Origin of the sequence: Gemmatimonas aurantiaca T-27, assembly GCF_000010305.1 — a bacterium.
GTDB lineage: Bacteria > Gemmatimonadota > Gemmatimonadetes > Gemmatimonadales > Gemmatimonadaceae > Gemmatimonas > Gemmatimonas aurantiaca.
Genome location: NC_012489.1, coordinates 805,234 through 818,148, shown reverse-complemented (window position 1 = coordinate 818,148; position 12,915 = coordinate 805,234). Strand labels below are relative to the sequence as shown.

Annotated in this window: 9 protein-coding genes; 7 read left to right on the top strand and 2 right to left on the bottom strand. The window is 64.4% G+C overall.

Annotated elements, in window-relative coordinates:
* Positions 1–2 precede the first annotated feature (2 nt).
* Complete coding sequence (locus tag GAU_RS03520) at positions 3–1,334, top strand: exo-beta-N-acetylmuramidase NamZ family protein (protein WP_052574219.1); 1,332 nt, start codon at positions 3–5, stop codon at positions 1,332–1,334.
* A 35-nt stretch (positions 1,335–1,369) separates the two neighbouring features.
* Complete coding sequence (locus GAU_RS03515) at positions 1,370–3,688, top strand: DUF6259 domain-containing protein (RefSeq protein ID WP_041265222.1); 2,319 nt, start codon at positions 1,370–1,372, stop codon at positions 3,686–3,688.
* Between the two features lie 92 nt (positions 3,689–3,780).
* Here the strand turns inward: GAU_RS03515 and GAU_RS03510 are convergent, their stop codons facing one another.
* Complete coding sequence (locus GAU_RS03510) at positions 3,781–6,612, bottom strand: TonB-dependent receptor (RefSeq protein ID WP_012682178.1); 2,832 nt, start codon at positions 6,610–6,612, stop codon at positions 3,781–3,783.
* Between the two features lie 72 nt (positions 6,613–6,684).
* On the opposite strand from GAU_RS03510, the gene GAU_RS22140 reads away from it, so the two are divergent.
* The 5 genes from GAU_RS22140 to GAU_RS03485 all read left to right on the top strand — a co-directional run bounded on the left by GAU_RS22140 (position 6,685) and on the right by GAU_RS03485 (position 11,778).
* A complete protein-coding gene (locus GAU_RS22140; RefSeq protein ID WP_169307578.1) occupies positions 6,685–7,923 on the top strand; it encodes a phosphodiester glycosidase family protein in 1,239 nt (412 codons plus the stop codon).
* A 113-nt stretch (positions 7,924–8,036) separates the two neighbouring features.
* Positions 8,037–8,552: a phosphatase PAP2 family protein gene (locus tag GAU_RS20345; protein WP_052574218.1), complete on the top strand. Its 516-nt coding sequence runs from the start codon at positions 8,037–8,039 to the stop codon at positions 8,550–8,552.
* Positions 8,553–8,588: 36 nt separating this feature from the next.
* On the top strand, positions 8,589–9,824 hold the full coding sequence (locus tag GAU_RS03495; RefSeq protein WP_012682175.1) for a glycosyltransferase: 1,236 nt from the start codon (positions 8,589–8,591) through the stop codon (positions 9,822–9,824).
* The gene (locus tag GAU_RS03490; RefSeq protein ID WP_012682174.1) at positions 9,821–10,573 is read left to right on the top strand and encodes a DUF2334 domain-containing protein; all 753 of its coding nucleotides are present in this window, start codon (positions 9,821–9,823) and stop codon (positions 10,571–10,573) included. The genes GAU_RS03495 and GAU_RS03490 overlap by 4 nt, the downstream gene beginning before the upstream one ends.
* Positions 10,570–11,778, top strand: a complete 1,209-nt coding sequence (locus tag GAU_RS03485; RefSeq protein WP_012682173.1) for a glycosyltransferase family 4 protein — start codon at positions 10,570–10,572, stop codon at positions 11,776–11,778. Before GAU_RS03490 ends, GAU_RS03485 begins: the two co-directional genes overlap by 4 nt.
* Here GAU_RS03485 and GAU_RS03480 read toward each other — a convergent pair.
* Positions 11,733–12,896 carry a glycosyltransferase family 4 protein gene (locus GAU_RS03480; RefSeq protein ID WP_012682172.1) on the bottom strand — a complete coding sequence of 388 codons (1,164 nt, stop codon included), beginning with the start codon at positions 12,894–12,896 and terminating at the stop codon, positions 11,733–11,735. The genes GAU_RS03485 and GAU_RS03480 overlap by 46 nt on opposite strands.
* Positions 12,897–12,915 lie beyond the last annotated feature (19 nt).

Genomic DNA, 12,915 nt, shown 5'->3' with positions numbered 1-12,915 from the left:
CCATGGCCTCTCGCATTTCCTGCGCTCCCGGTGACCACCGTCAACGCCGCACCACGGGTGTCACCCGCTTCGCTCTCGCCACATCGCTCCTGATGGCGGCCGCCTGCTCCCCCGCTGCCGATACGGCCGCCAAGGACAGCACCGCGGCCGCCGCAGCCGCCACCGCCACCGGGAACGTCATCCCGGGCGTGGAGGTGCTGCTCACCGATTCGCTGCACCTGCTGAAGGGCAAAAAAGTCGGTCTGCTCACGAATCACTCCGGTCGCAATCGCGCCGGCGAAAGCACGGTGGACCTGCTGTTCAAGGCCGAAGGCGTGAACCTCGTCGCGCTGTACGGCCCCGAGCATGGCATCCGCGGTGAAGCCAAGGCCGGCGAAAAGATTTCGTCGGGTGTGGACGAGAAGACCGGCGTGAAGGTGTACTCGCTGTACGGCACCGTAGAGACACCTACGGCCGACATGGTGAAGGACATCGACGTGCTCGTGTACGACATCCAGGACGTGGGCGCTCGCGTGTACACGTACGAGTGGACGCTGGCGCTGGCGATGGAGGCGGCCAAGAAGCCCATCGTCATCCTCGATCGTCCGAACCCGATCCGCGCCGACGTGATCGAAGGCAACATCCTCGAACTGCCGTTCCGCTCGCTGGTGGGTCAGCACGCGGTGGCCCTGCGATACGGTCTCACGGTGGGTGAACTGATGCGCTACCTCGTGGAGACGAAGGCCATCAATGCCCAGTTGACCGTGGTGCCGATGAAGAACTACACGCGCTCGATGTGGTTCGATGAGACGGGCATTCCGCGGGTGAATCCGTCGCCGAACCTGCGTACGCTCGACGCGGAACTGCTGTACCCGGGCACGGTGTTCTTCGAAGGCACGAACGCGACGGAAGGCCGTGGCACCGATTCGCCGTTCACACTGATCGGCGCGGCGTACCTCAAGGACAATGTGGCCATGGCGGCCGAACTCAACGCGCTCAAGCTGCCGGGCGTGCAGTTCGACACGGCCACGCGCACCATCGAAGCCGGCTACAAGTTCGGTGGCGAGACCATCCCGATGATCTCCGTGAAGGTCACGGATCGGAATACCGTGCGCCCGGTGGAAGTGGGCATTCGTCTGTTGCGCGCGTTCTATGCGGCACACCCGCAGGAGTTCAAGTGGCGTGAGCCGTCGGCCAATGCGGCGGGTCGCATTCGTGGCATCGATCGCCTGGCGGGCACCGACAAGCTCACCAAGGCGGTGGAAGCGAATACGGTGGATGAGCTGATCAAGCAGTGGGATGCGGATGCCGCGAAGTTCCGCGATCTCGTGAAGCCGTATCTCATCTATCAGTGATCGGGCAGGACATCTCCTCTCTTTCAACCATCACCATGCCCCATCGTTCGGTCTCCCGTTCGGAAGGCGTCGTGAACCAGCCGCCGCGCCAATTGGTGCGGCGGTTGTTGTTTCGCACCCTTCCTGTTGCAGCATCGCTCGGCCTGTTGGCCTGCACGGATGTCGATCCCACCCTGAATTCCTCCGGCATCAAGGTCACGCTTTCCCAGCAGGATGGGCATGTGGTGAAGCTGGTGGATGGTACCGGCCGCCAGCTCGCCGGACGCCCCACCGACTCGCTCGGTCTGTGGACCCTGGACATCGGCGGTGACTCGGCCCGTCATACCCTCGCCGCGTCGCAGGCCAAGCTGTTCACGATCAATCGCAAGGAGGGCGACACACTCGTGCTGGAATGGCGCGAGTTCCCGGCGCCTCTCGCGCAATTGGCCGTGACCGCGCGGGTGAGCCTGCGCAGCGACAGCACCACAGCGTGGAGCATCGCCCTGAGCGGCATGGACACCGTGTCCGTGGAGCAGGTGCACTTCCCGCGCCTCACAGGCATCACGGTGGAAGAAGGCGCCGAATTGGCGGTGCCGTCCTGGATGGGCCAGCGTACGCGGCAACCGCGCACGATGCTGGCCGGCACCGACGGCAAGGGCAAGCGGCTCGAATTCGCCTATCCCGGTGCCACCTCGATGCAGATGGTGGCCCTGTCGCACCCGGAGCGCGGAGGCATGTACTTCGCGGCCGACGATACGGCAGCCTATCGCAAGAGTTTTTCGCTCTGGGGCGAAGGTGGCGGCGACAGCACCGGGTATGCCATGGTGCATGTGCTCAGCGATCCGGGCAAGAACAGCAACTACGCGCCCTCGTACCATGCGATCGTGGGTGTGGTGCCTGGCGACTGGCTGAGCGCCGTGGAGCGCTATCGCGCGTGGGGTACGAAGCAGTATTGGGCACGAGAAAGCCGTCTGCACTCGGGTATCACGCCCAAGTGGATGACCGATGCCGGCGCGTGGGAGTGGAACCGCGGACGTTCCGATGTGGTGCTCGAACCCGCGGCGGCCCTGCAGAAGGATGTCGGGCTGCCGGTGAATGTGTTCTGGCACTGGTGGCACCACGGCCCCTACGACACGAGCTTCCCCGACTACATCCCGCCACGTGAAGGCGCCGCGCCGTTCACCAAGGCCGTAGCCAAGGCCCATGCCGAGGGCCTGCACGCCATCGTGTACATGAACCAACGGCTGTGGTGCACCAACACCCCAAGCTGGACCAAAGACGGCGCGGAGCAATGGGCCGTGCGCGAGCGGGATGGCACCGTGCGTCTCGAGACGTACAACGTGTTCAATCCACTGCCCTGTGCCACGATGAACCCGTACAACGAGTTCTGGCGCAACAAGTACGTGGGCATCGCCGATACGGTGCTCAATCAGTACGGCATCGACGGCATCTACATGGACCAGGCCGTGCTGAGTCTCATCGACTGGAGCAAGGGACACGGGCATCCGGTGGGCGGCGGCAACTACTGGATGCAGGGTTTCCGTGAACTGGCCAAATCGCTGCGCACACGAGGCGGCGAAGGACGAGGCTTTGCCGGAGAAGGTGGTGGCGAGAGCTGGATGCCCGACCTCGATGCCTTCCTCACGCTGCAGGTGAGCCAGGAACGCTACATGGATCCGGCGAGCGGCTGGGAAGTGATCCCGATGTTCCAGGCGGCGTATCATCCGTATGCGCTCACCTACGGCACCTACGGGTCACTCACGCTGCCGCCGTACGACGATCTGTGGCCGAAGGAAAAGCGTCCGGCCACGGCGATGCAGTTACTCGACGAAAAATTCGTACGGCAATTCCATCTCGAGCAGGCACGCATGTTCGTGTGGGGCATGCAGCCCACCATCGCGAACTTCCTGCCCGACCAGCTCACGGCCCGTCGTCGGGAGATGGACTACTTCGGCAAGCTCGCCCGTCTGCGGTACGGCCTGCGTGACTTCTTCCAGACGGGTGAGTTCATTCGTGCGCCCAAGGTACAGGTGCCAGAGGTCGATCTGCTGCTGTCACGCATCTCGATCTACGCGGCGCGCTTGGGTGGCCCGACGGAGGCGCATATCAAAACGCCAGAGGTGCTGAGCGGCGCGTGGAAGGCAGCCGATGGCCGTGTGGCGGTGGCGCTGGCCGGCATCAACCTCGAGGCGGTCGAGGCAGTGCTCACGATCGATCCGGCGCAACTCGGCGTGGCGGCTGGCGCGCGCATCGTGCGTCACGACAGCAATGGCCAGCAGGAGTTGGGCACGCTCAAGGCGGGGTCGCAAGAGCTCCGCGTGCCGGTGGGTGTGTTGGAAGGACTGGTGCTCGAGCTGATCCCACCCGGCAAGTGATGTAGACGTCATCAACACCAGCATATACGAAGGGCCCGGACGATTGCTCGTCCGGGCCCTTTGTCTTGCAGCGTAGGCAGGTTGCCCGAGTGTTAGAACTCGAAGCGCATGCCGACCTGGCCCATGCGGGCGCCGTAGGCAGCCGTCGGGCGACCGAAGGACGCAACCGGATTGCCGTTGGCCAGGAACTGCGTACCACCGAACGACAACGTGTTGTTGAAGTTGAACACGTTGAACGCTTCAGCCGATGCGCTGACCTTGGTGGAGTTCCAGGTGAACAGCGAGCGCGTCAGACGCACATCCACCGTGCGGTACCAGTTGTTCCACGAGTTGGCCGGCATCGTGGTCCGGTTGCCCGTAGCCGTCGGCGTACCGCCCGGATAGTCATCACCCAGCACGTTGTTCAGGTTGATATCACGACCATCGGTCGTGAGGAACGGACGCGGGCTGGCGATCGTGGCCACCGACGAGAACGTGAAGCCAAGCGGCAACGGCACGATGTCCGACAGGACGATGCGGTGACGTTCGTCGCCCGTGGTACGCTGACGGTTGAACAGGAAGTTGTACGTGTACGTCGGCAGCGCCGCCGTATCGAAGTCACCCTGATACCAACCCAACGTGTAGGCCAGGTTGAAGCGCATCTTGTTGCGCTGGTAGGTGGCCTGGAGCAGCACCGACGAATAGTCCGACTGACCGATGTCATCCCAGATCAGGATGTCGCCGAACGCCGGCGTCAGCTTACGCACGTTGGGCGTCACCGAACGATCGACGTAGTTCGGGTTGCGCTGCACGTACAGGTTGTCCATGTGCTGGCGCACATAGTCGACATTGAAGCCGAATTCGCTCGTGAGCTGGTGACCGAAGCCGATGGACATCTGCTTGGCGTTCGGCGTCTTCATGTTGTTGTTCATCAGGATCGGCGCAGCGGCCGTGACGCCACCGGCGATCACGCGCTGACGCAACACGTCCGGATCCGTGGTGCCCGGATTGGCGAACGTGTAGGTGCGCCACGTGGAGTTGCGGCGTTCCTGGAAGCCCATGAAGCTCGTGACGCGGTCGTAGATGATGCCGAAGCCGCCACGCACGAACGTGCGGTTGTCCTTGAACGGATCCCACGAGAACGAGATACGCGGCGAGATGTTGCCGAGCTGGTTCTTGCGGTTGCCGGTGTTGATGTAGTCCTTGAGCGACGGGATCGCCGTCAGCACGGGGTCCTTCGACCACGGCGTGACGTAGTCGTTGTTCATCGTGTTGAACTCGGCATCCCAGCGCAGACCGAGCGACAGCGTGAAGTTGGGCTTCATGCGCCACTCGTCATTGATGTAGAGACCAGTGGTGTAGCCCGTGGCGTTGGCGATCGCGTCCGACGTGCCGGTGCGGTCGTTGAAGCCCACCGCGATCGAGGCCGAGAGCGGCATCGTCGAGGTGTCGGTCGCAAAGTTGAACGTGCCGTTCACATTGTTCGGCTGGTTCTGCATGGCGTCGATCGTGCTGAGTTCGACACCGAACTTGACCACGTGCGATCCGCCGGCATTGTCGATGTTCAGCGTGGACCGGTTCACCGCGCGGAAGTGCTTTTCCGTGAGGATGAGCGGGAAGCCCGACGTCCCCAGGATGACACCCGGGTAGGTCATCTGACGGCCCGGCGTGAGCGGCGCTTCGTTGTGGCTCCAGCTCACATACTGCAGGCTGGCTTCGTTCACGAAGTTGCCGCCCTGCGACAGGTAGCGCTGACGGAGCTGCGCCGTATAGATGTCGTAGGTCTGCGAGATGCCGCTGATGGCCGCCGTGCGGGCGCCGAAGTTGCCTTCGCCGCGCAGGTAGCGGGCCGAGCCCATGAAGTCATACGTGATGCGCGGGCTCTGCACGTAGGTGAGGCGCGTGAAGCCCGTGTGGTTCTTGTTCGGTGCCAGGAACGAACCGCGGTACTGATCCCACGGACCGCTGATCGGATTCACGTCGAGATAAAAATCCGTGCTCGTGAGTTCATAGCTCGTGGCAATGAACAGTTTGTCCTTCTTGAGCGGGCCGGCGATGTTGAAACCGAGCTGGGTGCGGCCATAGTCCGGCACCTTGGTCTGGAACGCATTGCGTGCCAGCATGTTCTTGTTCTGCAGGAAGCCGAAGCCCGAACCCTTCCACTGGTTCGTGCCACGACGGCTTTCCGCGCTGATCACGTACGAACCCGCGCGCGTGAACTCCGCATCGTACGGATTGAGGTACACGCGGAACTGTTCGAGACCTTCCTGCGGCAGCGGCGAACCCGTCTGGCCAAGGCCGACGATGTTGCCGTTGTAGAGGCTCTTCATTTCGACGCCGTCCATGTAGACGTTGAAGAAACGAAGGTCCGGCGCGGCGCCGCCCGAGGGCAACGTCCGGCCCGACTGCGCCGAGTACGTCTTGATGCCCGGCGCGATGCCGGCAAGGTTCATGATGCCACGCGAGTTGAAGGGAAGATTTTCGATTTCTTCCTTCATGACCGGCGCCGACACCGACATGCGCTGGACTTCCACCTGCTTCACGCGCTCCGCCACGACGGTCTGCGCCTCGAGTTCGGCCGCACCCTTCTCGAGTTCGAACTCGAGACGCGCACGCTGACCGATCACCAACTGCACGGTATCCGTGCGCTGCCGGTAGCCGATCGCACGCACATTGACCGTGTACTGGCCGGAATACAGACCCAGCACACGGAAGTCGCCGGTCGCGCGGGTCAGCGCGCGTGCGACTTCATTGGTCGCCACATTGGTGATGGTGATCTGGGCGCCGACAATCGGGGCGCCGTCTCCTTTCACCGCACCTTCGAGTGTTATGGTATTCTGCGCAATCGCGGTGGTGCTGTGGAGCACGACGAGCGCTCCGGCGACAAGCACCCGTGCGACCCATGAGGCAGGGGTCAGCAGGCGCCTGTACGACGCTGGGGACATGGGGTTTCCGTATCCGAGGGGGATGTAACGATGGTGGAACTTCTGCACCCAAAATATCGGGAGAAGGCTGGTGTGACCAGCATCTCCCTGCGGACTGGCGCTCAGCCAAGCAATTCGCGCATGGCGATGACGTTCCTGATCGTCGGGGCGCTCTCCGCGTGCCGTCCCGCAGCGGGCACCCCCGCGGACGTGCGCCCGAGCCTCAACCAGCTCGCGCCGGGCCTGCGGCACGAGGTGCGCCTCGACCCGCGTGGCCCATGGCGATTCCATATTGTGGAGATCGACCTGCAGAACCCGGCCCTCTCGCTCGACGTGGTGCGGGCAAAGGATGCCCTCCAGGGACGAGAGCGCACATCCCTGATGGCGAAGCGCGTGCAGTCCGATACCAGTCGCGTGCGCGTGGCGGTCAACGCCGACTTCTTCGACCTTGCCACGGGCGAGAATGAAAACAACCAGGTGCTCGGCGGCGAGTGGTGGAAAGGATTGCCACTCACGGACTCCCCGTACGACACCTATGACAATGTGCACGGCCAGGTGGCGATTGATCCCGCTGGCGGACTGACGTTCGGCCGGTTCATCCTGGACGCGCGGGCCTGGACGCGGACCAGTGCCGTTCCGGTGCTGAGCATCAACAGTAAGCCGAAGGGCCGATACGAAAGCACCGCGCTGTACACGGCGCGCTACGGCGCCACAGCGCCCACCGACACGGGTCGGGTCGCGGAGCTGCGCCTGCGCCCGATCGGCGTGCGTGGCGACACCCTGCTCTATGCGGCGCCCGACACCGCCAGCAGCCGCAGCGGCGGCGCCATTCCGCGTGATGGCGCGTTGTTGGTGGGCACCGGTGACCGCGCGGCGGGCGTGGCCGCGATGTCGCGCTTTGACACGGTTCGGGTGCACCTCAATACATGGCCGCGACTCACCTCGCAGCGCGCGCCCAAAGCCGTGATCGGCGGCTGGCCGCTGGTGTTGCAGGATGGTGAAAATGTCGCGGCCCGTGCGGCCACCCTGGAGGGCACGATTTCGCGCAATGCCGAGGCGCGTCATCCGCGCACGGCCATCGCCGTGTCACGCTCTGGGCAGACCGCGTGGCTGGTGACCGTCGATGGGCGTGCCACCAACAGCGTGGGCATGACGCTGGTCGAACTGGCCGAGTTCCTGCGCACGCTGGGCGCATGGCATGCCCTCAACTTCGATGGTGGTGGCTCCACCACCATGGTGATCGACGGCCGGGTGGTGAACGTGCCCACGGACGCCGCCGGGGAACGCGAGGTGGGCAACGCCCTGATCGTACGGGAGCGCACGCGCCGCTGAGGAAGGCCCGGTGTTTTGACGGCACCGGGCCGTGCGGGACCCGTAGCCCACGCGTTACACCGCAGTCACCAGGCGGTGTCTGAACCGTCATCAGGCACCGCCAATGTGTGGCCATGCAATCCTGGCTGCACCATCTCGATGCGCGGGACCGTGCACTGTTCACGCGCTGGGCCTTGTCGCCCAGCGCACCGGCCCGCCCCCGGCACTTCTGGATGTTGATCACTCACGCTGGCGGCGCGCGTGGATCGATCGGCGCCTGTCTGGCCGCCCTCAGTCTGCCCGCCGTCAGCGTGCCACTGGTGTGGCGCATTCTGTTGCTGCTTGGATTGTCCCACCTTGTCGTGCAGGTGGTCAAGCGTACCGTCGGACGACCACGCCCCTCGACGCGCCTGTCGTTCGAAGCGCTCATCCACGTACCCGATCGCTTCTCGTTTCCCAGCGGTCACGCGTGCGCCGCGATGGCCGTGGCAGTGGGGTTTGCCGCGGCGTTTCCCATGTTCACGCTGCCATTGCTGATCATCGCCTGCGTGGTCGGATTCTCCCGCGTTGCGCTGGGTGTGCACTACCCGGGTGATGTGCTCGTGGGTCAAGCGATCGCGCTGATCACGGCCTACCCGATGCTCGCCTGACACACGCCTGATGTGGGATACGATGGACCGCAGGCTGTGACCACCACGGCATTTCCGCTCGACGCGCGCCTCACGCTTCGCACCGACACGCTGCCACCACGCCTACGCCCCAACGCCACGCGGGGCATTCTCGACGTGACCGAGTGGTTCGGCGATACGAGTGGCGGCATTCGCACGTACCTGCTCGAGAAGGCACGATACGTCGCCGCCCGCCCATCTCTGCGTCATGTCATGCTGGTGCCCGGCGCGCGCGATGGTGTGGAAGATGGGGAAGGGGTGCGCACCTATCGCCTCGCAGGACCGCCCATTCCCCGCCAGCGTCCGTATCGCTTCATGCTGGCGACACGGTCGATCTCACGTATCGTGCAGCACGAACGTCCCCATCTCATCGAGATCGGCAGTCCGTTCATCGTGCCGTGGATCGTGCGTCACGCCACACGCATGCTCGATGTGCCGTTGGTGTGTTTCCACCATACCAACCTGCCGCAGATGTTTGCGCCCCGTGCCGGCAGTTGGCGCCCCGCGCAGCACCTCGTGTACCACTCGGCGTGGCGCTACATGCGACGCCTGGACGCGCTCTTTCCCGTGACCATCGTCGCCTCGCACTCTGCGGCCCGTGATCTGGCGCGCGAAGGCATCGATCGCATTGCCCGTGTGCCGTTGGGTGTGGACCTCGATACGTTCACTCCGCTGCGCAAAGCCACACGAGCAGAAACTCGCGCCCGGCATGGCCTGCCTGATGCGCCGCTCGCGGGATTCGTAGGACGTTTCGCCCGAGAGAAAGATCTCGACGTGGTGCTCGATGCCTGGCCCGCCGTGGAGCGTGCGACCGGCGCCCGGCTGGTGCTGGCTGGCGCCGGCCCCATGGCGCCTCGTCTCCGTGCGCATCCCTATGCGGAACGAGTGCACTTCCTGCCCTTCCTGCACGATCGTGGCGCACTGGCAGACTTGCTGGCAGCGCTCGATGTGTATGTCGCTCCCGGTGCCGTCGAGACGTTTGGCCTCTCGGCGTTGGAAGCCCTGGCCAGTGGCACACCCGTCCTGTCGGCCGACGCGGGCGGTGTGGCGGACCATGTGCGCGCGAGTGGCGCTGGTCGACTCTTTGTGCCGCATCACGCCGCGTCATTGGCTGAAGAGGCCGTCGCGCTGATACGCAGTGACTTGCCGGCGTTGGGCAGTGCCGGTCGCAGGTTCGCCGAGTCGGAGCACGACTGGACGACCGTATTCGATCGGTTGTTCGCCGTCTATGACGATGTGCTGCGCGGACGATGATGGGGGATGCATCATCACGGCAACTGCTCGTCTCCATCCATGACGTGACCCCGGCGCTGGCCGATGGCGTGCACACACTGTGGAACTGGTGCCGGGCGCACGACATCACGCCGGCGCTCTTCGTGGTGCCCAACTGGCATGGCGAGTGGCCGATCGAAGCCCACTCCACATTCGTGGAATGGCTGCGCGACGCCGAAGCATCGGGAGCAGACATCCTGTTGCATGGTGAACGCCATGATGAAGTGGGATCTCCGCGCACATGGATGCACGAATGGCGTGCATTGGGTCGTACGGCACACGAAGGCGAGTTTCTGACGCTGTCGCCCCATGCGGCGTCCGCACGCATCACACGAGGCATGGACCGTCTGCTGGCGCTGGGTCTGAACCCGGTGGGCTTCGTGCCGCCGGCGTGGTTGGCGCCTTCGAGCACACACCAGGTCGTGCAAACACTGGCACAACAGTATCCGCAGCTTCGGTGCAGTGAAGATGTCGAACACGTCCATCGTCACCACCAGCCACACGCACCGGCGCCCGTAGTGCGCTGGAGCGCTCGCACCGAGATCCGGGCGCGCCTCTCAGACGTGGTCGCCCGGTGGCATCGCCTCCGGTTGCGATCCACACCACTCGTACGCATTGCGCTGCACCCCCAGGATCTCGCGCACCCCATCACCGCGCAGTCCGTGCAACACGCATTGATCCATTGGTCGCGCGAACGCACGACCGTCACGTATCGCTCGATCTGTTCATGAGTTCTCCTGGTCACGCCTCTGTGCCCCTGCGTCTCGCGCTCTTCACCGACACCTTCACACCGCAAGTGAATGGTGTGGCGCGCACACTGGCCCGTCTGGTGGATGCCGTACAGGAACGAGACGGCACGGTGCGTGTCTTCACCGTGGCGGACGACGCCGACGCCATGGCGGCGCTTCCTGACGCTGCGGCAGACGCCGCGACCGTGGAGCGATTTCCCGGTCGTCGTTTCTGGGCGTACCCGCAGCTCCGCCTGGCGTGGCCAGCGCGCCGTGATATCCGCCGCCAGCTCGAAGACTTCCGGCCCACCATTGTGCATGCGGCCACCGAGTTTGGCATTGGGTTGGCCGGACGCGCTGTTGCCCGTGAACTCGATGTACCCTTCGTGTCGTCGTACCACACCAGCTTCACGGCCTACGCCGAGCACTATGGACTGGGAATGCTGGCCGAACCGGGATGGCACTACCTGCGATGGTTTCACAATGGAGGGCTGCGTACCTACTGCCCGACCCAATCCATCATCCGGGAAATCGAGGCCCATGGATTCCAGCAATGCCGAGAGTGGTCACGCGGAGTAGACTCGGCACGCTTCTCCCCGACGCATCGATCCTCGGCACTACGGGCTCAGCTCGACGCCGATGACAATACCCTGGTGGTGTCGTACATCGGACGACTCGGACTGGAGAAAGGACTGGATGTGGTACTCGGGTGCATGCAACAACTGCATGCCACCTGCCCGGAGCGTGTGCGCTTCCTGATTGTTGGTGACGGGCCATACGAAGAGACCGTGCGGGCATCCGCACCAACCGGCACGCTGATCACGGGTCGTTTGGATGGCCATGCCTTGAGTGAAGCGTTTGCGTCGAGCGATGTGCTGCTGTTTCCCAGCACCACCGACACCTTTGGCAATGTGTTGCTGGAAGCCATGGCCTCGGGCACGCCGGTGATCGGTGCCGATGTTGGCCCTACGCGCGAACAACTGGCGCCGGATCGTGGCTGGCTGGTGCGGCCTGGCGACACACAGGCGTTCACTGATGCGGTGTTGCGCCTGCTGGCCGATCCCGACACCCGACTCACGGCACAAGCCAAAGCGCTGGCCTTTGCTTCGTCGAAACGCTGGGATGTCATTTGGGACACCTTGATCGACGACTACCGCGCGCTTCAGATGCCGTGGGACTCGCGGGAGCGGGCCAGCACTTCGCGATAGCTCACATCCAGTCGCTGCAGCTCGCTGTCCCACGAGCGTTGTTCGGCCGTTGCGCGCGCACCTTTGGCGAGGCGCACACGGGCAAGGGCATCGGTCAGCATACGGGACATGGCGTCGGCACAGCGTCCACAATCGCCGGTGGGATAGGCGAGACCGTTGATGTCGTCGCGCAGATGTTCGGCGATGCCCCCCGCTGGGGTGGCGATCACTGGCAGTCCGGCCGCCATCGCCTCCAGCACCACCAACCCCAACGTCTCCGTCGCGGACGCATAGACAAACGCATCGGCCTCGGCATAGATGCGCGGCAGTGCGCATTGCCGATCCTGCGCCCCCAGGAATCGTATGGTCACCGTCGATTGCCGCGCCGCACGTTCGGTGAGTGCCTCGCGACTCGGACCATCGCCGACGATGTCCAGCACCATAGCCCGATCGGGGTGACGCGCTTGTGTCAACGCCATGGCATCGATGAGCAACTCGATGTTCTTCTCGGGGGCCAGCCGCCCCACATAGAGAAACCGAAACGGGCGCTCATCGGCACAGGTAGTGTCCAGTCCCGCACGCGGCCGGAAGAGATTCACATCCACACCGCGCCCCCACACTTCGAGCTCCCGGAGCCCCAGCGCCCGCAGGTCATTCCGTGCGGAAACCGATGGTGTGAAGACCCTCGCCGCGTGGCGATGAAAGTACCTGATCCACGACTGCACCGGACGGCGCAACCACGGCACCCCCCACGAGGCCGTGTACCGGGAAAAGTCGGTGTGATAGGACGTGGTGTATGGCACGCCGGCACGACGCGCTTCCTGCCGGCCATACCAACCCACCACGAACTCCGTGGCACAGTGCACCACGTCCGGGTGGAATTCGTTGATCAAGGCCCGTACCCGATGGCGCTGCCAGAGGGCGGCGCGCACATCGGGGTACGCATGCCACGAGACCGCGGGTAGTCGTTCCACCTCACGGTCGCTGGGCGGATGCGGTATGCCACGCGCGTCCATACCTGGCATCACCACCAGGCACTCCCAACCACGCCGGCGCAGCCCCTCCACGGTCAGCGCGGTGACCACACTGACGCCGTTGATCAACGGTGGGTACGTGTCGGTGCACACCAGCAGACGCATACGGCGTGATCAGCGGAAA